This window comes from Kribbella flavida DSM 17836 (assembly GCF_000024345.1).
Classification (GTDB): domain Bacteria; phylum Actinomycetota; class Actinomycetes; order Propionibacteriales; family Kribbellaceae; genus Kribbella; species Kribbella flavida.
On sequence record NC_013729.1, the window covers coordinates 916,316 to 935,331 of the forward strand.

Genomic DNA, 19,016 nt, shown 5'->3' on the forward strand with positions numbered 1-19,016 from the left:
CAAGAGACAGGCTGATGAGTGGGATGCGGCCACGTGGGGCGTCTAGGGTTCCTCTGTGGCCAATGACAGCGTTCGTGAGCGACTCCTTCAGGTGGTCTGGAAGGAGATTCGTTCCGCCGACGAGACCAACGTCCTCAACGTCCCCGCGGCTCGGCGGGCCACCGAAGCGGGCGCCTCTCCAGGTGACCTAGCCCGAGCGATGACGGCTGCCTCCTACGAGACGGCGTTCCGATTGCTGTTCCTGTTGTCTGCCGAGCACGCCGAAGAGGCGAACGTTGATGCCCGGAAGGGATGGACGATCGTCGAGACCGCGCTAGGCGATTCTGGCGAGCCAACGGCCATCACCAGCTCGGAGTTGGAGTTCCTTCACGAGGACCTCTTGACCTGCGATCCGACTGGCGCGGACGGGCAGGACCTCTTCACCTAGAGTCCATCCGCCCGCTATCCCGGCAACCAGCCGATGAGCGGTCATGTCGTTGCCCTGCTATGCCACGATCAACGCGCACAGCCGAGGAAGGTCGAAACTTGTCGCTAACGGTCAGGGAAGTCATCGCGCTTCCTGCGCAGGCTGCGGAGGTCTGCGCGGTAGCCGAAGAATTCCTTCGGGACTGGGTGCCCGCAGTCGCCCTGTCCGACGTGGAGCTTGAGCCGCAACTCATCGCAGCGCAGTCGAGGTTGGGGGCTCCGTCGCCGTCTGTTCTTCGTTGGCTGTACAGCAGACTAGGCGCCTCCGGCGGACGGCTGTTCCAGCAGGACCCGATCGTGCATCTTGAGAGTCTGATGGTTGACGAGGACGGCGTTGTCACGTTCAGGACTGAGCAGCAAGGCTGCGTCGAATGGGGCTACCAGGTGATGTCGGCCCCGGACCCTGCAGTGGTTATCAAGAACCACATGACTGCTGGCTTGTCCAGCTGGCAGCCATTCCAGAACCGCCTCGCGATCCATGTACTGGAAGGTGTGTTGAGCGAGGCGATGTTCTGCTCGGGAACACATATCGCCAGCCTCGACCCCACGCCGCAAGCGTCTGAGGCACTTGAGCAGCTCGCACCCCTGGGGATCCCGCCGCACCCTTCTGGGCCGCAGGAGACGGCGCGCCTCCTGCCAGGTGGTACGGACATCGCGACGCGGTGGTACGAAGTGATGCCGGCCACTGGTTATGGGCACTCGGCAAGACCCAAGACGACCTGCGTCGGTTGATGGACCGAGTCCCCGGTGACTGGCAGGTCATAGATTCCTGACCACAGGTCTGGGCAACGAACTCGACGTCCGGATCTACGACTAGCCATCCGGTCGATCAGGCAATCGTGTCAGCGAGGATTCACCTGCGACGGATGAACCGCCATCGGGATGAGGATGCCGGGGCGGGCACCGCGGCCGCTCTTGGGATGCCTGCTGGTGAATAGACCTCGGCCTGCTCTTGGTCGTAAAGGACGATTCCGCGTCGTCTCGCGACCTCAATGCAGTACGGGATCGACTCAGTCAGCGAACTCACGCCTAGCGAGAAGACGAAGAGACGCCCAGAGGCGTTGGCGATCAGCGGCCCATCGGCCCATGGGGAGTCTTCGCCGCCGTCCTGCGTGATGTCGGGCCACCGAGCGAGCAACTCCTCGATGTATCCCCGTACTGCGTCGGTCGGTGGGTCGTCCTCGTCAACCGAGGACTCCAGTTCTTCGAGGATCCGCGCCGCATCGTCGGTGCTGGCCGGCACCGGTCCATCCCAAGCCACCAGAACCCATGACATGACGAGGATTCTAGAGCGCGCCCTCCATGTGGCGCCCGCGACGCGATGCGGATTGTCACCAGAGGTCGAGGCCGGCGAATTCTTCGTCTAGGGCATGCACTGCGGAGGGGCTGTGGATTCGGCGGCCCATGTAGACGTCTTGGGTTATGGAGACCTGGGCTTGGCCTAGGTGGTCGGCTATTTGGCGGGCGGATTGGCCTCGGCGGTCCAGGGCGGTGGCGGTAGTTTTGCGGAAGGTGTGGGAGCGGATCCAGGTCAGGGCGTCTGAGGGGGACGGCTCGGCTGCTCGGTCGACTTGGTCCCTGAGGGTCGGCGAGGCGTCTAGGTTGATGCGGTAGGTCTTGACGAGGGTGACCACCATGTCGCGGTCGATCTTGATGCGGCTGTTCTCGATGAGTTCGAGTCTGGTCCTTGGCCAGCCGAGCTTCTTGACGACTTGCTTGCGAGTCGGGCCGGCCTGCAGGCGGGCGGATCGCAGCACCTGGCCGAGCTCGTGGCGGGCGGTGCTGCCGACCGGGGACAGTGCGCGGCGGAGGGCTCGGCGGACGTTGGAGGGGTCGCGGAAGCCTCCGAGGGAGTCGGCGAAGATGGGTTGGTCGAGGTGGACGCCGGCTGCGTGGCGTCGGTGGAGCATGGCGGCGGCCCAGTCTGGGAGGGATAGGGCGCGGTTCGCCGGCTCTGGACCTCGGTGCCTTGCGGATCAAGCCTTGGCCTGGGACGCGAACCATGGTGTGAGTGATCTCGACTGCGCTGGCTTCGAGGTTGACCTGTGACCAGAGGACGGCGAGTGACTCGCCGATTCGGACTCCTGTGCCGAGCATGAAGAGCACTAGGTCCGGGAGGTCGGCACGTACGGCGTCTTCGTCGGTAGTCAAGAGGTGGCGTAGGCCGGCGATCTCCTCGTTGGTCAGGGCGCGGGGCGGGTTCTTCGGGCGGGACTCGACCGCTTCGACTTCGCGGACCGGATTGACGGTCAGGCGCCGTACCGGACGGCTAGTTGCATCATCCCGGCGATGACCGCGCGGCAAGTCTAGGCGGTGGGGCGGCCGGCGTTGCGCTTGATGGTTCCGATCACTCTGTCGATGCGTGGTGTGGTTGCCTCACCAATCAGGAGTTCGCCGAGGGCGGGCCGTACGTGGTTCTTGATGGCTGTGCGTCAGCGTCGTCAGCGTCGTCAGCGTCGTCAGCGTCGTCAGCGTCGTCGGTGATCGACTGCCGTCTTCGATGCGTTCCTCGAACTTCTCGATCCAGAGGTCGATGAGGTCGTTGATCTTGTCCGTCGGGCTCAGCTCGCCTGACTGGGTGATCTTTGCGCGGTCTCGCAGCTTCGCGAGTAGGCGGTGCTCGGCTGCGCCCTTGGTCTTGGCGGACGCGGTGACCTCACGGGTATGTCCGTCGTGGTCACGGAAGTACGCGGACGCGCGCCAGGAGACCACCTTGCCCTCGGCGTCCTTCCTCTCAGCACGGGATCGGACGTTGCCCCAGGTTCCGATCGGAAGGGGCGGTCTGCTCATCTCAGCCCTCCACAGTCCAACAGCACGTGGCGGCTCAACGGCTGGGCGAGCCGGAGATCGGAGGAAACGAGACCAGTGCGACAGGATGCGATACGTCGCTCTGTAACGCGCCGCCAGCTGGCTGCGCGGAGCCGCCGCCCCCCTCTCAGACGGGCATGCATCGGCCACTCTGAGTATTGGCAGAGTTTGCGCAAACCCGACTTTCACAGCCGAGGCGCCGATATGCGCTTGACCTGGGGAAACTGGTAGGCCCCGTGGGACTCGAACCCACAACCCGCGGATTAAAAGTCCGCTGCTCTGCCAGTTGAGCTAGAGGCCCTTGTGTGGGGACAGTCTGACAGGTGGGTGGGGTGGAGTGCTAACCGGATCGGGCGGTGGGGTGGTGGGTGATCGCTTGGGCGGGGGTGGGTGGGGAAAGTAGCCTCGGGGCGGGAAGCCACGAAAGGGACGGGGCGGGAGTGCCGGATGGCTGATGAGCGGGCGGCGCTGCTGCGGGAGTTGCATGACGTGCACGCGCCGTCGTTGTGGCGGTTCGTGGTGCGGTTGACCGGGGACGACCGGTTGGCCGAGGACGTGGTGCAGGAGACGTTGCTGCGGGCGTGGCGACGGCCGCAGATCTTGACCGAGGACGAGGCGGGGGCGCGGGCCTGGTTGTTCACGGTGGCGCGGAACCTGGTGATCGACGATCGGCGGAGTGCGCGGGTCAACCGGGAGTTCGCGAGTGACGAGTTGCCGGAGCGGGCGAGTGCGGATCACGCGAACGCCGTGCTGGACGCGTGGCTGGTGGCGGACTCGCTGGCGCAGCTGTCCGACGACCATCGGCAAGTCATCGTGCGGGCGTACTACGGGCGCCGGACCGTCAGCGACATCGCGGCGGAGCTCGGGATTCCGCCGGGCACGGTGAAGTCGCGGATGCACTACGGGTTGCGGGCGCTGAAGCTCGCGTTGCAGGAGAAGGGGGTGACGCAGGGATGAGCGATCGGTTCCGGGAGTGGGACGCGGCGTACGTGCTGGGCGCGCTGTCCGCGCAGGAGCGGCGCGAGTACGAGGAACACCTGCGGACGTGTGCGGAGTGCTCGGCCGAGGTGGCTGCGTTGCAGAGTGTTCCGGACAGCCTGGCGATGCTGCCGGAGGACCGGGCGCTCGCCACCCTCGACCCCACCCCGCCGGATCTGCTGCCGGGCCTGGCGCGTGCCGTCGAGCGGGACCGTCGGCGGCGTCGGTTCCGCGTGGCGGGACTGGTCGCCGCCACTGCGGCGACCGCTGCCGCGATCGGGGCCGTCGTGGCGGGTCCGCTGGCCCGTGACGAGCCGGAGGGGGAGTACGTCGTTCTGGCGCAGACGGTCGCCAGCAAGTTGTCCGCCGATGCCCGCCTGGTGGAGGAGCGGTGGGGCACGACGATCGAGATCAGCTGCCGGTACGACGATCTGGCGACGCCCAGCGAACGGGCCCGCGGGTACGACCTGTACGTCACCGACCGGTCCGGCAAGTCCACCCTGATCGCGAACTGGACCGCCTCGCCGGGCACCACCGTCCGGCCGGCGGCGACCACCAAGCTGCACAAGAGCGAGATCCGCGCGCTCGACATCCGCAGTTCCGACACCGGGCGGATCCTGCTGGCCGTCCAGTTCTGACCGGTACGCCGCCCGTGCGACTGGTTCTCCCAGCGGCGTACCGGCGGCCGGGCGGACTCGATGCGCAAGGCACGCATGAGGGCCGACGGAAGGGGCACCTGATGGCAAGGAAGGACAGATCGCTCGAGAGGCATGTTCTTCCAGGCCCCGGTGTTCAGACCCGACGCACCGGGGTCGCCTGCTGTCCGGGTGAGGCCGGACCGAGCCCCAGCACTTCGGTGTTAAGGTTCATCCCGGTTGGGAAGTCAGCCGGCGGCGCAGCCTGCCGCCCGCAACGACACCACCAACCGTTGGGGATGCACTCCGGTGAGACGACCCTCCCAGCCATTGGACGCAGTGGCCGCGTGAACGACGAGTTCGCCCAGGAGCTGGCCCGGATGGCGCTGGTGCTGCACGAGCAACCCGACGTCGAGCAGACCTCCGAACGGTTCCTCGAGTACGTGCTGGCCCGGATCGGGACCGTGCACGCCAGCCTGCTGCTCGCGCACCGCGGCGGCCGGCTGGAGTCGGCTGCCGCGACCGATGCGCTGGTCGAGGAGGCGGACCGGGTGCAGGTGGAGACCGGCGAGGGGCCGAGCTCCAGCGTCGTCGAGGACGAGAAGAGCGTCGTCAGCGGCTCCATCGCGACCGACCCCCGGTGGCCGCGCTGGTCGGCCGGCGTTGCAGAGGTCGGGCTGAGCAGCGTGCTGAGCGTCCGGCTGCGGACCCCGACCAGCACGGTCGGCGTACTCAACCTGTACGACCCGCAGCCGGACCGGTTCACCCAGTCCGACGACGTGATCGCGCAGGTGTTCGCCGATCACGCCGCTGTCGCGGTGGCCAACGCCCGCAGCGAGTCGACGTTGTGGCAGGCGATCGACGCCCGCAAGCTGATCGGGCAGGCGCAGGGCATTCTGATGGAGCGGTTCGACCTGACCGACGAGCAGGCGTTCGCGGTCCTGCGCCGGTACTCCCAGGACAACAACGTGAAGCTGCGCGACGTCGCCCAGCGGCTGATCGCCACCCGCAAGCTGTCCTGACCGGCAAGAAATTTCCCTGACGCGTGTAACACCGGCCGTGGCTCGGCCGATACAGAGGGTGTAACGCTGGGTCCCGCTCCAGGTCAACCGCCCGAAGGGCCTGGGGCGGGATCTCTTCGCCCGAGGCGCCCGAAACCGTTACAGCCGAAGGGCCCCCAGGCAACTGCCTGGGGGCCCTTCGGCTTGGTCGTTCCTCCTACGACACTCGGTCAGTCGGTCGGTCCGACTCCGGCGAAGCGATCCGGGCCGCCGGCAGGCGTTCCGTCCGCTCGACACCGTCGTCGCCCTCGTACTGCACCAGGCCGGTCCATCCCGCGTCCTCGTTGTCACGGCCGATCAGCCAGCCGTGGCGCCACACGCCGTCCACCTCGACGACGACATGGCTGGGGAGAGGGAGGCGGGACACCAGCTCGGTGTCGGGCTCGAACTCAGTCATGGCCGAAGGCTAGGCCCTGTCGCCGACATTCGCCTGCTGAGTGCGTGTTCTGCGCTGGGAATCTCACGCTCTGGAAGCAAGATCCAGCATGAGGTCGTCCGGCAGCCCGAGCTCGGCGAGGCTTTCGGTCACGGTGAGTGCGCGAGCACCGGGGATTCGGCGAACCCAACCTCGGTCGAGCGCATGCCGGCACAGGGCTGCGCCGACAACCCCGGAGACGTGCGGGCGGCGTTCGGTGACGTCGAGGCAGGACCGGACGAGTGGCCGGCCGCGGCCGGTACGGACAGTGACGCCGAGCTCCTCCAGCCAGCGCAGTCCTGCCGGAGTGAGCGCGACGCCCTCGGACCAATCGAGCAGACCACGGGTGGTCATCGTGTCGGCCAGTGCGACGCCGAGCCGTCCGGCCAGGTGGTCGTAGCAGGTACGCGCCCGGGCGAACGCGTCACGCCGGCTCGCCGCCTTCAAGCTGGTCGCGATCTCCGTACGCCGGGGTGCCAGCGCGGCCAGTCCTTCCAGCAGTTGGGCGGTCTCCGAGTTCGCCAGCTCGACGTACCGGTGTCGGCCTTGGCGGACCTCGCTCAGCAGGCCGCCATCGACCAGCAGGTTCAGGTGCTCGCTGATCGTCGGCCGGGAGACACCGGCCAGGGTGGCGAGCTCGGTGGCGGTCCACGCTCGTCCGTCGAGCAGCGCGAGGCACACCGTGGCGCGGGTGCCGTCGGCCAGCATTCGCGCCCAGGTCGCAAGCTGCTGCGCCTCGGTCGAAGGAGTCACACCCTCATCGTGCCTTGCCGAAGGTTCGGCCCCCGCCGAAGCGTTGCGGCTCTAGGTTCGGCCGTCTTGACGCATCTGACCATCCAGCCCTCCATCCTGTACGCCGGTACGCCGGTCGCGCTGCTCAGCACCGACAACGGCGACGGCACCTTCAACCTGGCTGCGATGTCGTCCGCCTGGGCGCTCGGTGACGTCGTGGTGCTCGGTCTCGGTGCCAACGGCCGCACCAGGTTCAATCTGCAGGCCCGGCCGGACCTCGTCATCAACTACCCGTCTCCGGCGCTGTGGGAGGCCGTCGAGCGGCTGGCGAGTTTGACCGGTCAGCACCCGGTGCCGCCGGCGAAGCGAGCGCGGTTCCGGTACGAGCCGCGCAAGTTCGAGGCAGCCGGGCTGACGCCGGTCGCCTCGGAGCTGGTCGCGCCGCCACCGGTGGCGGAGTGTCCGCTGCAGTTCGAAGCGACCGCGACCAGCGTGGAACTGGATGCCCAGGGCAACTTCCTCGTCGTGCAGGCGCAGGTACTCCGGGTCCACGCGGCGGCCGCGATCGTCGTGCCGGGGACGTCGTACGTCGACCCGTGCGCGTGGTCGCCGCTGATCTACAACTTCCGGCACTACTTCGGTCTGGGCGATCAGCTGGGCCACAGCTTCCGGAGCGAGACGCCTAGGGGATGTTGAGCAGGAGGCGGTCCAGTTCCTCGTCGTTGAGGACGACGTCGAGGGCGGCGAGGGCTGGTCCGAGGTCCTCGCTGGTGAGGGTGCGGTGCTCGGTACGTCCGTCGGCGTACTCCGTCGTGAGCTCGGTGCCGACCAGCCGGCGGCTGACGCCGTCGGTCACCCGCATCACCACCAGCTTGCTCGAGAACGGCGAGTGCGGGTGGGTGGAGACGTAGTGGTGGGCGACGTCGTAGTCGATCAGGCGCTGCGGTTCCGCAGTTGAGGCGTGCTGCGGGACCCAGCCCTCCGCAGTCCTCTTCGCGAGCGTCCACGCCACTCCGTCGCTGGTCAGGCGGTGGTCCCAGCCGGCCTGGTCGACCACGGCGCCGTCCTTCAGCGGCATCGGGTGCAGGATGCCGGCGCCGAAGCCCACGTCGGCCAGGAACTCTTGGCCGTCGACCCGGACCACCAGCATCATGTGCGTGCGCGGCCCCGACAGGTGCGGCTGGACGCGGGCCATCCGTCGCTCGACCTCGAAGCCGAGGTGCTCGAGCGCGGCGGCGAAGAGCAGCGCGTGCTCGAAGCAGTAGCCGCCGCGTTCACGCCCGACCAGCTTGGCCTGGATCGCGTCGAGGGCCAGGCCCGGGTGGGTGCCGAGCACGACGTCGACGTTCTCGAACGGGATCGTCCGGACGTGCGCCGCGTGCAGGGTGTGCAGCAGGTCCACCGAGGCGGTGTGCTTGCCCGGCTGCCCGATCCGCCGCAGGTAGGCGTCCAGATCGAGGGTCTGGGTGTTCCACTCGTCGGTCGTCATGCGAGCATCCCAGCACTTCGAGTGGACTTGAGGTCAAGCGCTCGCCTGGAGGGCGTCGAGGAAGCCGTCGACGGCGCCGCACGGTGCGTCCCCGGCCCGGGTCGCGACGTACACGGTGCGGGTCGGGGAGCCGGTCAGCTCGCGGACCACGACGTCCGGCCGCAGCGCCGGTACGACGAGTCCGGGCACCAGCATCACGCCGTACCCGGCGGCCACGAACGCCTGCTTGCCGAGCAGACTGCCGCACTCGATGTCGATCCGCGGCACGAACCCCGCGCGGGCGCACAGCCCGGTCAGCACGGCCGCCGCGCCCGGGTAGTCCTCGACCCAGCTGTCCTTCGCCAGGTCGGTCAGATCGATGCGCTGCTCGCTCGCGAGGCGGTGGTCGGCCGGCAGTGCGACGTGCAGGTGGTCGTCGAGCAGCTTGACGAGGTCGAGCCCGTCCGCGGCCGGCAGACCCGGCGGGTAGGGCGTGTCCCCCGATTCCCCGCCTACTGCGCGGCACTCGGCAGGGCACCTCGCTGCACGGGAGCCAAGGCCACGATGCTCCGCATCGAGACCTCGTCTCCCGCACACCGAGCTACCGCACCGAGCACCTGCTCGCAACGGCGCGGAATCGGGAGACACGCCCTGGTCAGTGACCACCGCAAGGTCGATCGTGCCGTCCACCAGGCGCGGGACCAGGTCCGGGGTGACCCCTTCGGCGAAGGTGACCCGGGCGTCCGGACGCACCCGGTGGAAGACATTCAGTGCCTGTGGCAACAATCGTGCGCTCGCGGTGGGCACGGCTCCGACCCGCAACGGGCCCGGCCAGCTCTCGGCGGCCGCGACGTCGGCGGCCGCCCGGTCGACCTGCGCGAGAATGCCGATCGCGTGCGTCAGCAGGATCTCGCCGGCGGCAGTCGGTACGACGCCCCGGGCGTGCCGGGTGAGCAGGTCGCGGCCGAGTTGCGACTCCAGGGTGGTGAGCTGCCGGGAGACGGCTGACTGGGTGTAGCCGAGGTGCTCCGCCGCGGCACTGATCGAGCCCAGCCGGCAGACCTCGCGAAAAGCGCGTAGCGGGGTCAGTTCCATCAGCTCACGGTATACCGCGAACGCATGGCTGGTCTGCGAAGTATGCGCTGGTCGGATGGCGCCGGCAGTGGTCAGGATGAAGGCCGATCCGATCTTCGAGGAGGAACCGTGAGTCAGCTCTCCTACCCGCGCCCGGTCGGCGTTGCACCGGGCAACGGGTACAGCCACGTGGTCACCGGGCCTGGCCGCTGGGTGGCGATCGCGGGACAGGTCGCGCTGGACGACACCGGGTCGGTGGTCGGCGCCGGCGATCCCGAGGCCCAGGCCCGGCAGGTGTTCGCGAACCTGGACGCCTGTCTGCAGGCGGCCGGTGCGAGCTTCGCCGACGTGGTGAAGCTGAACTTCTACGTCACCGACATCGCGTTCCTGCCGGCGATCCGGACCGCCCGCGACGAGCACGTCGACACGGCGAATCCGCCCGCCAGCACCGCGGTCCAGGTGGTCGCGCTGTTCCGCCCTGACATCCTGCTCGAGGTCGAGGCGTACGCCGTGGTCGCCGAGTAGGCGAAGCCGGTATGCCGTCAGCGGAGCCGGTCGGCGGCGTACCGGGCGGCGTGCGCGATCGCCGCGTCGACCCGGGGGAGTCGCCGGTCGGCCCGGGCCGCGCGGGTGAAGACCGCGAGCGCGACCGTCGGCCCGCCCGGCAGTTCCACCACGCCGACCTCGTGCCGCAACGCTCCGAACGACCCGGTCTTGCCGTACACCCGCACCCCGTCGTACGGGAACCCCGCGGCGATGCGCTGGCCGAACACCTGCAACTCCATCAGCCGTCGCACGAACGCCGTTTGCTCGGCGGAGAGGATCGCGCCCGCCCACAGCATCGCCAGCAGCCTCGTCATGTCCTGGGCCGTTGTCGACGAGCCGCCGGCCGCCTCGTAGATGCCGTCGGGATCGGCTGTGTCGTTGTCGGCCAGTACGGCGAAGGCGGCGTCCGGGCCACTGGTCCGCGTACGCCGGACCAGGTCGCGCAGGTTGCCGGCCGTTCCCCGGCGGACGCGGGTGTCGGTGAGCCCGTGCCGCCGCAGGAAGTCGGCGACCCGATCCAGCCCGACGACCTCCAGCAGCGCGTCGGCGGCCGCGTTGTCGGACACCGCCATCGTCGAGGCAGCCAGGTCGCGCAGAGACATCGTCACCGGATCGCTCAGGATCGACACCCCGGTCGGTCCGGGCGTACGGTCGCCGGGCTCCAGCGTGAGCGGCTGCCGGGGATCCAGTTCGCCACGATCCACGAGCTCGCTGAACGCGACGACCAGCGGCAGCTTGTACACCGACGCCATCGGTACGACGTGGTCCGCGTCCAGCGCGATCTGCTCGTCGGGCCGGTCCAGTGACACTGCGTGGAACCAGCCACGGGCACCGGCGTCGTCGAAGACCCCGCTGAGGTGTGCGGCAGCGCCCAGGGGCCGGGGTGGCCGCGGGCTCACGACTCGACCGCCAGTGCGCTGACAAGCTGCGGCAGTACGTCGGCCGGCAGCACGGACGGCGTACGGGAGGTCGGCCAGACGAGTCGCAGTCGCAGCGGCAGCGGGTCGTCGACGATCAGGTGGCGTCCGAGGCCGGCTGCTTGCAGCGAGGGGTCCGGCGTCACCACGATCGCCTGACCGGCCGCGGCCATCGCCAACGCGGCGCGCTCGTCGGTGACGACAACTGTGCCGCCGGTGGGTTGGTGGAGAGCGAGTGTGTCCAGGAAGAGGTCCCGCGCCGCCGGAGCCTCAGCCCGTGGACGGACTGCGATCGGCAGCGCATCCAGATCGCGCAGCTTCAGTGGTACGCCGTCGTCCGGGTGCAGCGACGTCGGTACGAGAGCCGCGGTCGGCAGGAGCGTCACCGGACCGGCCTCCAGCCCATCCAGGACCGCGGGGTGCAGCACGACGCCAAGCTGCAGCCGCCCGGACGCCAGCTGCGGCAGGAGCTGGCTCGTCGGTGCAGACACCACAGTGACTCGGGTCTTCGGCAGTGCCTCGCCACAGGCGGCAGCGACCGCGGCGCCGGTCGCCGGTGGCAGCTCTGCAGTCAGCCCGAGCCGCAGCTCCGGCCCGTCGGGGTCCTGGGCGCTTGCCGCGTGGTGGAACTCGTCGAGCGAGCCGAGAGCCCGTCGGGCGTACGGGAGCAGCGCAGCGCCGGCTGCGGTGAGCTCGACCCGCCCCGGGCCGCGCTCGAACAGCTTCGCGCCGACCAGTGCCTCCAGCCGGCGCAGTCCCTGAGACAGCGGTGGCTGCGTGATGCCCACCACGCGGGCGGCGTCGCCGAAGTGTTGCTCCTCGGCCAGGGCCACGAAGATCTGCAGGTGCCGTTCAGTCAGCATGATTCACGTGACCTGCGGTGATACCAGCTGGCAATCGACCCATATGTAAGAGCATATTCGACACGGCGGCGCGATCCGGCTTTGACTGGAGTCAGTCGAGGTGAGGAGACCACAGATGACGGTGAGCCGCAGAGGCGTGCTCAAAGGGGCGACCGCCGCAGCGGTCGGCGCAGCGGGGACCGCGGTCGGGATGCATGCGGCGAACAGCGCGACGGCGTCACCCGGCCAAGCAGTACTGACAGCCGGCAGCGGCCGGCAGCCGGTGGAGCTGACGTGGTGGGGCAACCACGCCTGGCAGATCCGCTGCGGTGAGTCGGTGGTGCTGACCGACCCGTGGCTGACCCGGTTCCGCACCGGCACCTACAAGCCGGAGGGCGTCGACGAGTCGGCCCGCATCGTCAGCAAGCCGAGCATCGTCGACAAGTACGTCACGAAGGCCGACGCGATCCTGGTGCACCACGGCCACTACGACCACCTGCCCGACGTGCCGTACATCGCCCGGAAGACCAAGGCCACCGTGTTCGGCAACGAGACGCACCTCAACCTGCTCCGGTCGCTGCGCGCGCCGGCCGACCAGTTGTCGCAGGTGGTCGGGGGCGAGTACCTGCCGTTCCCCAAGTTCACCATCGAGGTGTTCCGCTCGTTGCACTCGTGTGGCGGTGCGCGGCACCAGTTCGCCTTTCCCGGCACGCGCCCCGGCGCCGTGCCGCCCACGCCGCGCACGATCGCCGACCTGGTCGAGGGCGGCACGCTCGCGTACGTGATCACCATCGGCGGACTGCGCATCCTGAGCCTGAGCACGGCCGGGTTCGACCCGATCGCGCTCAAGGACCTCGAGGTCGATGTCGTGCTGGCGGCTCCTGGTGGTGAGCCCGGAGTCACCGACCGGCTGCTGGCGACGCTGAAGCCCGTGCCGCTGGTGATCGCGACGCACTGGGACGACTTCGACGAGCCGCTCGACCGGCCGGCGGTGGACTGGGGTGGCCTGGCCAAGCTGCAGGCCTCGGTCGTTGCCGCCGGCGCCGAGTTCGCGAAGGTCGAGCACCTGCAGTCGATCACCCTCTGACCGCTCCGACGGTCCACGACTTCACGCCGGGCGCGTCTCCAGCGGCCAACGCGTCCGGCGTGAACTACTTGCTCACAGCAACGTCATGGCCGGGCCGGAGGGAGTCAGCCGGTAGCCCTGGTGGGCGGAGAACTCGGCCGCCAGTGCGAACCGGTCACCGCGGACGACGGTGTGCCGCCACTCGATCTTGCGGCCCTGGGCGTGGCCGAGCCGGTTGATCGAGAACGCCGCGGCCTCGGCCGGGCAGTGCAGCAGCGCCCGCTCGGCCGGAGTCGGGTTGACCGCGCGGATGTCCTCGCGGCCGTGGTCCAGCCGCAGACCGGTCCGCTCGGCCAGTTCGTGGTACAGGCTGGTGTGGCTGAAGTCGGCGTCCAGCAGCCCCTCGGCCAGGGAGGCCGGCAGCCAGACCCGGTCCAGGGCCAGCGGCTCGTCGCCGGCGAAGCGGAGACGTTCCAGGTACACCAGCGGGATGGACGCTTCCAGGTCGAGGCGGGTCGCGATCACGCCGTCGGCCCGGACGCCGAGCGCCCGGACGACGCTGTGCTGGGTGAGGCCGGACGCCTCCACCGACGAGAACAGGCTGTAGAGCGCACCCATCGGCTGCCGGATCTCCGGCGTCGTCGCGACCCGCGGCTGGCGGCCGCGCTCGGCCACGATCAGGCCGTCCGCACGCAGCTGGCTCAGCGCCTGCCGGACGGTGTGCCGGCTGACCTGGTACTCCTCGACGAGCACCAGCTCACCGGGGAAGACGTCGTCGAACTCGCCGGCCCGCAGCCGGCGGACCAGCTCCTGCTGAAGCTGCTTCCACAGCGGCTCTCCGCCGCTGCGGTCCAGCCTGCGCTCGGTCATCCGCGCCTTCCCTGTCGGTCCTGCTCCTACTGCTTGGTCAGCGTGGTCGGTCGCTCGCTTGCCAAATGTCCGGTCATCTCCTAGCTTAAATGTGCGTACATTTCAGAGCTAGGGGTTCCGTCCGTGGCGCAAGTCGAGGTTAGGTCACCCGCGTCGCCCGGGGAGGCAGCGGTGAAGCCGCACGTCGCCGACCGCGTGCCCGGACTGCTGATCGTGCTGGTGCTCGCCGCCGCGGCGGTGCCGCTCGGCCGGCTGGTCCCGGTCGTCGGTGGTCCGGTGTTTGGCCTGGTCCTCGGTGTCCTGGTCGGCGCCGCCGTGCCCGTACTGCGCGGCGAGTGGTCGCGGCCGGGCTACGAGTTCGCGTCGAGGTTTCTGCTGCAGGTGTCGATCGTGGTGCTGGGCACCGGGCTGTCGCTGCAGCAGGTGGTCGAGGTCGGCGCCGGGTCGCTGCCGGTGATGCTCGGCACGCTGGCGATCGCGCTCGGTGGGGCGTGGGTGTTCGGGCGGCTGCTCGGGGTGCGGGGTGACACCCAGATCCTGATCGGGGTCGGCACAGCGATCTGCGGGGCGTCGGCGATCGCGGCGACGACGGCGGCGATCGAGGCCAAGCGGTCCTCGGTGGCGTACGCGCTGGCGACGATCTTCACCTTCAACGTCGTCGCGGTCCTGGCCTTTCCGCCGCTCGGACACCTGCTCGGGCTCGGTCCGGAGGCCTTCGGGCTGTGGGCCGGGACCGCGGTCAACGACACGTCCTCGGTTGTTGCCGCCGGCTACGCCTACAGCCAGCAGGCCGGAGACCACGCCCTGGTCGTCAAGCTCACCCGCTCGCTGATGCTGGTACCGATCGTGCTGGCGCTGGTCGTGCTCAAGTCCCGCCGCGACGCCCGGGCCGCCGCGCTCGCCGACGTGCCGCACACCGACGCATCCGACTCCGGTGCAGCCGGCCCCGGCGTACGGCGGAAGTTGCCGTGGCGGCGGATGGTTCCGCTGTTCCTGGTCGGGTTCCTGGTGGCGGCGGGGCTGCGGACGGCGGGGCTGGTGCCGGACGAGCGGCAGGCAGACCTCGCCCTCGTCGGCACCTTCCTGATCACCAGCGCACTGGTCGCGATCGGCCTCTCGCTACGCGTCGGTGAACTGCGCAAGGCCGGGTTCCGCCCGCTGCTGCTGGGTGCAATCCTCTGGGTCGGCGTCGCCCTCGGCAGCCTCGGGCTGCAGTGGCTCACCGGCACGCTGTGACCCGCTCGGGCTGAAGCGCGACCGATCCGGCCGCGCCCCGGCCCGACCCGCTCAGTCCTGCTCGTAAGCCGCCGCGCGGACCTGGATCTTGCGGATCCGCTCCACGTCGAGCTTGGTCGACCGGTCGAAGCGGTAGATGCCGTTCTCCTCCTGGAAGACGTCGGTCAGCTGGGTGTAGCAGTAGCCGAACATCAGCGGGTCGTCGAGCAGCACGTCCACCAGCCCGGCGAACCGCTCGTAGAACTCCGCCTCGTCCCGCACCCGCTGGCCGTAGCCCCAGGACTCCGTCCGGTCCTCGCCGGCCGCCGAGGCCGCCGCCTCCGGGTTCCACCAGATGCCGCCGAACTCGCTGCAGAAGTACGGCTGCCCGTTATAGGGCTGCGAGATCGGCCGGTCGTCCGCACCGCCGGTGTTGCCGTACGGCTTGCCCTCGGCCAGCCCTGCCATCTGCTTGCCGAACTCCACCGGGTCCTGCTCGTAGTTGTGCGAGTCCCAGATGTCGGTCTCCGGCACCCGGTGCGAGTAGCCCGACGCGTCCAGCACCGGCCGGCTGGTGTCCGCGGCCTTGGTAGCCAGGAACATCGCCCGGGTCACGTCGTCCAGCTGGGTGATCCGGTCGTGCAGCAACTGGTGGGTCTCGTTCAGCGGACACCAGCCGACGATCGACGGGTGGCTGTAGTCGCGCTCGACCGCCTCCAGCCACTGCGTGACGAACGAAGCAGTCGGCTGCTGGTTGTCCCGCTGGGTGCCCTCGGCCACCCCCGCGCCCCAGTCGCCGAACTCACCCCAGACCAGGTAGCCCATCCGGTCCGCGTGGTAGAGGAAGCGCTCCTCGAAGACCTTCTGGTGCAGCCGGGCGCCGTTGAACCCGGCCGCCAGGCTCAGCTCGATGTCAGCGACCAGCGCCTCCTCGGAGGGAGCCGTCATCAGGCTCTCCGGCCAGTAGCCCTGGTCCAGCACGAGCCGCTGGAAGACGTGCTTGCCGTTGATCAGCACGGCCTTGCCGTTGATCGACACAGACCGCAGACCGGCGTAGCTGGCGGCCTGGTCGACAACAGCTCCGTCGGCGTCCAGCAGCTCCAGCCGTACGCCGTACAGGTGCGGGTCGGTGGTGTCCCAGAGCCGGACCCGGTCGGTGGGCACCGCCAGCACCAGGCGCGGGGCCAGGTCGAGGTCGGCCCGGACCTCGGCGGTGACGATCTCGCCGTCGGCGTCGGACAGGACGGCGCGGACCTTCCAGCCCGGCTTGTTGGCCGAGACCGGTACGTCCAGGTGGAACGCCGATCCCGCCACGTCCGGGGTGATGCGCGGCCGGCCGAGGTGCACCGCAGGCACGGCCTCGAGCCAGACGGTCTGCCAGATGCCGGTGGTCCGGGTGTAGTGGCAGTCGCGGTTGAAGTACAGCGTGCTCTGCTTGCCGCGCGCCTGGACGCCGTACCGGCTGTCGCGGGCGCGGACCACGATCAGCGCCTCGTCACCCGGTCCGGCGACGCCGGCCAGGTTCGCGCTGAACGGGGTGAAGCCACCGCGGTGCCGGACCACCTCGACGCCGTTCACCCAGACCGTGGCGTCGTGGTCGACGGCCTGGAAGTGCAGCACTGCGTCGTGGCCGGTCCACTCGGCCGGCACGGTCACCGTGGTCCGGTACCAGACCGCCTCCTGGAAGTCGACGTCCTCGATCCCGGACAGCTGCGACTCCGGGGCGAACGGGACGGTGATGCGCTGGGCCAGCTCGCGGTCGCGCAGGCCACGCTCCAGGCCGGAGTCGGAGCGGTCGGACTCGAACTGCCACTCGCCGTTCAGGTTGAGCCAGTGCGGACGAACGAACTGCGGCCGGGGGTGCTCGGGGCGGGGCTGGGTGCTGGGCATCGAGAAGGCTCCCGTGGGATGGGCTGAGCAGGTCGGATCGAGGTTACAACGTTGGAAAAACCCCGGCAACGGCTTCCTGCCCTCCGGACAGGCGGTGCCCCGGTCCTGCGCCGCGCTGTCAAGCCTTTCCGTCTCGCCGCACTGACAGCTTGCTGTCAGCCGGGGCGTGCAACCCTTTGCCCGGCGCGTCGTTCTTTTGTCAGAAGAGGCAGATCGGGCCCGGACCCAACCAACCGGCGGCTCGGGGCGTCATGCTGGAGGGGTAGTGCGTCAGCGGGGAGAGGGAGAGGTCGATGGGTGGCAACTGAGCGAACCGCCGAGGTGCGTCAGCTCCGGCTGCGCGTGCCGCAAACCGATCTCGACGCGCTGTACCGGCGACTGCGCGCTTTCCGTGACGGCGGCGGCTACATCGCCGCCGGGCTGGACCGCGTCGTGCCGGCCGCGTACGCCGACGAGCTGCTCGACTACTGGGTCAGTGGCTACGACTGGCGGGTCCACGAGGCGCGGCTGAACGCCTACGACCACTACGGCACCAAGATCGCCGGCCAGTTCCTGCACTTCCTGCACCTGCGCTCCGCCGATCCGGCGGCGAAGCCCGCCCTGCTCACGCACGCCTGGCCGAGCGGCGTGATGGATGTGCTGGACGCCGCGATGCCGCTGGAGGCCTCGGGCCGCTACCACCTGGTGATCCCGTCGATCGCGTGGACCGCGCTGACCGGGCCCGACGAGGGCGGCTCGCCCAGCCGCCGGACCGCCGCAGGCTGGGACGAGCTGATGCGCCGCCTCGGGTACGACGAGTACCAGGTCGGCGACGACCGCGAGGGCCTGACGGCGACCCCGGCGTACACGGCGGTGTCGGAGGCGGTAGCGCAGCAGCGTGGGCTGGACGCGGCCGAGCTGGCCGAGGTCCGCTGGTTCAACGAGAACCTCACCGCCTTCAACGAGGGGCAGCAGATCTCCGCGCTGGTGCTGAGTACGGCACTGCTCGCGTGGAACGCCCAGCTGGTCAGCCTCGAGATCGACCGCGACGCCTTGCTCACCGGCCTGACACTGGCCTGGTTCGCCTCCCAGCTCCCGGTCGAGTAGTCCCGCCGAGCAGGGCCTGTCTCAGGCCCCCAGCAGCCGGGCGCCGTTGTCCCAGCAGACCGAGCGCAGCCAGTCGTCGCCCAGGTCGAGCCGCTCCAGCGCCGCCAACTGGACGGCGTACTCGTACGGGATGTTGGGGAAGTCCGAGCCGAGCACGACCCGGTTCTGCAGTGTTGCCATCCGCGGCCTGAGCTCCCGCGGGTACGGCGCCAGCGCCTCGGTGAACGGGGTCAGCGCCATCGTGGTGTCGAGGTGCACGTTCGGGTACGCCTCGGCGAGTGCCAGGTGCTCGGCGTACTCCGGCATGCCCAGGTGCGCGATGACCGCTGTGAGCCGCGGATGCTTCCGCAGTACGTCGCCGAACGGGCCGGGACCGGTGTGGTGGCCGGGGATCGGGCCTGACCCGCAGTGCACCACCACCGGTACGCCGGCCTCGGCCAGCTGACCCCAGACCGCGTGGAGCTCGGCGTCCCGCGGGTCGTAGTCGCCGACCTGGACATGGACCTTGAAGATGCGCGTGCCCAGGTCCAGCGCCTCCTTCACGTACTGCGCTGCGCCCGGCTCCGGGTAGAACGTGCCGCTCGGCACGCAGCCCGGTGTCGCCGCGGCGAACTCGCGGGCCCAGGTGTTCAGCCACGCGGCCATGTCCGGCTTGTGCGGGTAGACCAGCGCGGGGAAGCGGCGTACTCCGAGATCCTCCAAAGTCTGCAGGCGCTCGGCGACCGGAGTCCGGTACTGGACCGGCCAGGCAACGCCGTAGTGCTGCTCGGCCCGGTCGAAGTAACTCCACACCGCATCCATCACCGGGTCGGGCAGGAAGTGGACGTGCACGTCCACGAGCCCCTCGAGCCCGAGCCGCTGCCACCAGGCCGGGACCCCTTCGTCGCGCATCCGGACACTGTAGACACATGGCATTTGCAATTGCTACGTAATTACGTAGTATCCACA

The 19,016-nt window shown here is 69.5% G+C and carries 22 protein-coding genes and 1 tRNA gene; 10 read left to right on the forward strand and 13 right to left on the reverse strand.

Translation table 11 applies throughout. From position 1 onward, the window contains the following. Positions 1 to 55: 55 nt before the first annotated feature. Together KFLA_RS37235 and KFLA_RS04180 are read left to right on the forward strand one after the other, a co-directional pair. Positions 56 to 427: a hypothetical protein gene (locus KFLA_RS37235; RefSeq protein WP_012918511.1), complete on the forward strand. Its 372-nt coding sequence runs from the start codon at positions 56 to 58 to the stop codon at positions 425 to 427. A gap of 98 nt (positions 428 to 525) precedes the next feature. Then, positions 526 to 1,197: a hypothetical protein gene (locus tag KFLA_RS04180; RefSeq protein WP_041289140.1), complete on the forward strand. Its 672-nt coding sequence runs from the start codon at positions 526 to 528 to the stop codon at positions 1,195 to 1,197. Between the two features lie 121 nt (positions 1,198 to 1,318). Here the strand turns inward: KFLA_RS04180 and KFLA_RS35340 are convergent, their stop codons facing one another. From KFLA_RS35340 to KFLA_RS04195, 4 genes are all read right to left on the reverse strand, one after another. Next, on the reverse strand, positions 1,319 to 1,741 hold the full coding sequence (locus KFLA_RS35340) for a hypothetical protein (protein WP_148256543.1): 423 nt from the start codon (positions 1,739 to 1,741) through the stop codon (positions 1,319 to 1,321). Positions 1,742 to 1,796: 55 nt separating this feature from the next. Then, positions 1,797 to 2,375 carry a helix-turn-helix domain-containing protein gene (locus tag KFLA_RS37795; protein ID WP_049797266.1) on the reverse strand — a complete coding sequence of 193 codons (579 nt, stop codon included), beginning with the start codon at positions 2,373 to 2,375 and terminating at the stop codon, positions 1,797 to 1,799. A gap of 466 nt (positions 2,376 to 2,841) precedes the next feature. Continuing rightward, positions 2,842 to 3,255, reverse strand: coding sequence for a hypothetical protein (locus KFLA_RS35350; RefSeq protein ID WP_012918512.1), 414 nt, complete (start codon positions 3,253 to 3,255; stop codon positions 2,842 to 2,844). Between the two features lie 243 nt (positions 3,256 to 3,498). Beyond that, positions 3,499 to 3,574, reverse strand: a tRNA-Lys gene (locus tag KFLA_RS04195). Between the two features lie 146 nt (positions 3,575 to 3,720). Here KFLA_RS04195 and KFLA_RS04200 point away from each other — a divergent pair. The 3 genes from KFLA_RS04200 to KFLA_RS04210 all read left to right on the forward strand — a co-directional run bounded on the left by KFLA_RS04200 (position 3,721) and on the right by KFLA_RS04210 (position 5,908). Further along, positions 3,721 to 4,230: a sigma-70 family RNA polymerase sigma factor gene (locus KFLA_RS04200; protein ID WP_012918513.1), complete on the forward strand. Its 510-nt coding sequence runs from the start codon at positions 3,721 to 3,723 to the stop codon at positions 4,228 to 4,230. Then, on the forward strand, positions 4,227 to 4,889 hold the full coding sequence (locus tag KFLA_RS04205; protein ID WP_012918514.1) for an anti-sigma factor family protein: 663 nt from the start codon (positions 4,227 to 4,229) through the stop codon (positions 4,887 to 4,889). Before KFLA_RS04200 ends, KFLA_RS04205 begins: the two co-directional genes overlap by 4 nt. Positions 4,890 to 5,233: 344 nt before the next feature. After that, on the forward strand, positions 5,234 to 5,908 hold the full coding sequence (locus tag KFLA_RS04210; protein WP_041289141.1) for a GAF and ANTAR domain-containing protein: 675 nt from the start codon (positions 5,234 to 5,236) through the stop codon (positions 5,906 to 5,908). Between the two features lie 196 nt (positions 5,909 to 6,104). On the opposite strand, the gene KFLA_RS04215 is transcribed toward KFLA_RS04210, so the two are convergent. After that, positions 6,105 to 6,344, reverse strand: coding sequence for a hypothetical protein (locus tag KFLA_RS04215; protein WP_012918516.1), 240 nt, complete (start codon positions 6,342 to 6,344; stop codon positions 6,105 to 6,107). A 63-nt stretch (positions 6,345 to 6,407) separates the two neighbouring features. Beyond that, positions 6,408 to 7,115, reverse strand: a complete 708-nt coding sequence (locus KFLA_RS04220; protein WP_012918517.1) for an ArsR/SmtB family transcription factor — start codon at positions 7,113 to 7,115, stop codon at positions 6,408 to 6,410. A 66-nt stretch (positions 7,116 to 7,181) separates the two neighbouring features. Here KFLA_RS04220 and KFLA_RS04225 point away from each other — a divergent pair, with 66 nt between their 5' ends. Next, positions 7,182 to 7,790 (forward strand): flavin reductase family protein, encoded by a 609-nt coding sequence (locus KFLA_RS04225; protein WP_012918518.1) that lies wholly within the window; start codon positions 7,182 to 7,184, stop codon positions 7,788 to 7,790. Here the strand turns inward: KFLA_RS04225 and KFLA_RS04230 are convergent. Both KFLA_RS04230 and KFLA_RS04235 read right to left on the reverse strand, forming a co-directional pair. Then, positions 7,777 to 8,583, reverse strand: a complete 807-nt coding sequence (locus KFLA_RS04230) for an arylamine N-acetyltransferase family protein (protein ID WP_012918519.1) — start codon at positions 8,581 to 8,583, stop codon at positions 7,777 to 7,779. The genes KFLA_RS04225 and KFLA_RS04230 overlap by 14 nt on opposite strands. Before the next feature lie 33 nt (positions 8,584 to 8,616). Beyond that, on the reverse strand, positions 8,617 to 9,657 hold the full coding sequence (locus tag KFLA_RS04235) for a LysR family transcriptional regulator (protein ID WP_012918520.1): 1,041 nt from the start codon (positions 9,655 to 9,657) through the stop codon (positions 8,617 to 8,619). 108 nt (positions 9,658 to 9,765) lie between these two features. Between KFLA_RS04235 and KFLA_RS04240 the strand changes: the two genes are divergently transcribed. Continuing rightward, positions 9,766 to 10,161, forward strand: a complete 396-nt coding sequence (locus KFLA_RS04240; RefSeq protein WP_012918521.1) for a RidA family protein — start codon at positions 9,766 to 9,768, stop codon at positions 10,159 to 10,161. A gap of 17 nt (positions 10,162 to 10,178) precedes the next feature. On the opposite strand, the gene KFLA_RS04245 is transcribed toward KFLA_RS04240, so the two are convergent. Beyond that, positions 10,179 to 10,991: a serine hydrolase gene (locus KFLA_RS04245; RefSeq protein ID WP_237706728.1), complete on the reverse strand. Its 813-nt coding sequence runs from the start codon at positions 10,989 to 10,991 to the stop codon at positions 10,179 to 10,181. Between the two features lie 86 nt (positions 10,992 to 11,077). Next, positions 11,078 to 11,962: a LysR family transcriptional regulator gene (locus KFLA_RS04250; protein WP_012918523.1), complete on the reverse strand. Its 885-nt coding sequence runs from the start codon at positions 11,960 to 11,962 to the stop codon at positions 11,078 to 11,080. A gap of 115 nt (positions 11,963 to 12,077) precedes the next feature. Here KFLA_RS04250 and KFLA_RS04255 point away from each other — a divergent pair, with 115 nt between their 5' ends. Continuing rightward, positions 12,078 to 13,028, forward strand: coding sequence for an MBL fold metallo-hydrolase (locus tag KFLA_RS04255; RefSeq protein ID WP_012918524.1), 951 nt, complete (start codon positions 12,078 to 12,080; stop codon positions 13,026 to 13,028). A 72-nt stretch (positions 13,029 to 13,100) separates the two neighbouring features. Here KFLA_RS04255 and KFLA_RS04260 read toward each other — a convergent pair whose 3' ends face one another. Further along, on the reverse strand, positions 13,101 to 13,877 hold the full coding sequence (locus KFLA_RS04260; protein WP_012918525.1) for a GntR family transcriptional regulator: 777 nt from the start codon (positions 13,875 to 13,877) through the stop codon (positions 13,101 to 13,103). 171 nt (positions 13,878 to 14,048) lie between these two features. Here KFLA_RS04260 and KFLA_RS04265 point away from each other — a divergent pair, with 171 nt between their 5' ends. Beyond that, complete coding sequence (locus tag KFLA_RS04265; protein WP_012918526.1) at positions 14,049 to 15,113, forward strand: YeiH family protein; 1,065 nt, start codon at positions 14,049 to 14,051, stop codon at positions 15,111 to 15,113. Positions 15,114 to 15,164: 51 nt separating this feature from the next. Here the strand turns inward: KFLA_RS04265 and KFLA_RS04270 are convergent, their stop codons facing one another. After that, positions 15,165 to 16,982: a glycoside hydrolase family 2 protein gene (locus KFLA_RS04270; protein ID WP_012918527.1), complete on the reverse strand. Its 1,818-nt coding sequence runs from the start codon at positions 16,980 to 16,982 to the stop codon at positions 15,165 to 15,167. A 297-nt stretch (positions 16,983 to 17,279) separates the two neighbouring features. Here KFLA_RS04270 and KFLA_RS04275 point away from each other — a divergent pair, with 297 nt between their 5' ends. Then, entirely contained in the window at positions 17,280 to 18,068 is a 789-nt protein-coding gene (locus KFLA_RS04275) for an epoxide hydrolase N-terminal domain-containing protein (RefSeq protein WP_012918528.1), read from the forward strand. 21 nt (positions 18,069 to 18,089) lie between these two features. Here KFLA_RS04275 and KFLA_RS04280 read toward each other — a convergent pair whose 3' ends face one another. Next, entirely contained in the window at positions 18,090 to 18,959 is an 870-nt protein-coding gene (locus KFLA_RS04280; protein WP_148256544.1) for an amidohydrolase family protein, read from the reverse strand. Positions 18,960 to 19,016: the final 57 nt, after the last annotated feature.

Bases quoted from the DNA above. Each gene is read 5' to 3' on its own strand.
- KFLA_RS04230 (WP_012918519.1), bottom strand. From the start codon at position 8,583: ATGACGACCGACGAGTGGAACACCCAGACCCTCGATCTGGACGCCTAC.
- KFLA_RS35340 (WP_148256543.1), bottom strand. From the start codon at position 1,741: ATGTCATGGGTTCTGGTGGCTTGGGATGGACCGGTGCCGGCCAGCACC.
- KFLA_RS35350 (WP_012918512.1), bottom strand. From the start codon at position 3,255: ATGAGCAGACCGCCCCTTCCGATCGGAACCTGGGGCAACGTCCGATCC.
- KFLA_RS37795 (WP_049797266.1), bottom strand. From the start codon at position 2,375: ATGCTCCACCGACGCCACGCAGCCGGCGTCCACCTCGACCAACCCATC.
- KFLA_RS04270 (WP_012918527.1), bottom strand. From the start codon at position 16,982: ATGCCCAGCACCCAGCCCCGCCCCGAGCACCCCCGGCCGCAGTTCGTT.
- KFLA_RS04255 (WP_012918524.1), top strand. From the start codon at position 12,078: ATGACGGTGAGCCGCAGAGGCGTGCTCAAAGGGGCGACCGCCGCAGCG.
- KFLA_RS04215 (WP_012918516.1), bottom strand. From the start codon at position 6,344: ATGACTGAGTTCGAGCCCGACACCGAGCTGGTGTCCCGCCTCCCTCTC.
- KFLA_RS04280 (WP_148256544.1), bottom strand. From the start codon at position 18,959: ATGCGCGACGAAGGGGTCCCGGCCTGGTGGCAGCGGCTCGGGCTCGAG.
- KFLA_RS04205 (WP_012918514.1), top strand. From the start codon at position 4,227: ATGAGCGATCGGTTCCGGGAGTGGGACGCGGCGTACGTGCTGGGCGCG.
- KFLA_RS04200 (WP_012918513.1), top strand. From the start codon at position 3,721: ATGGCTGATGAGCGGGCGGCGCTGCTGCGGGAGTTGCATGACGTGCAC.
- KFLA_RS04235 (WP_012918520.1), bottom strand. From the start codon at position 9,657: ATGGAACTGACCCCGCTACGCGCTTTTCGCGAGGTCTGCCGGCTGGGC.
- KFLA_RS04260 (WP_012918525.1), bottom strand. From the start codon at position 13,877: ATGACCGAGCGCAGGCTGGACCGCAGCGGCGGAGAGCCGCTGTGGAAG.
- KFLA_RS04250 (WP_012918523.1), bottom strand. From the start codon at position 11,962: ATGCTGACTGAACGGCACCTGCAGATCTTCGTGGCCCTGGCCGAGGAG.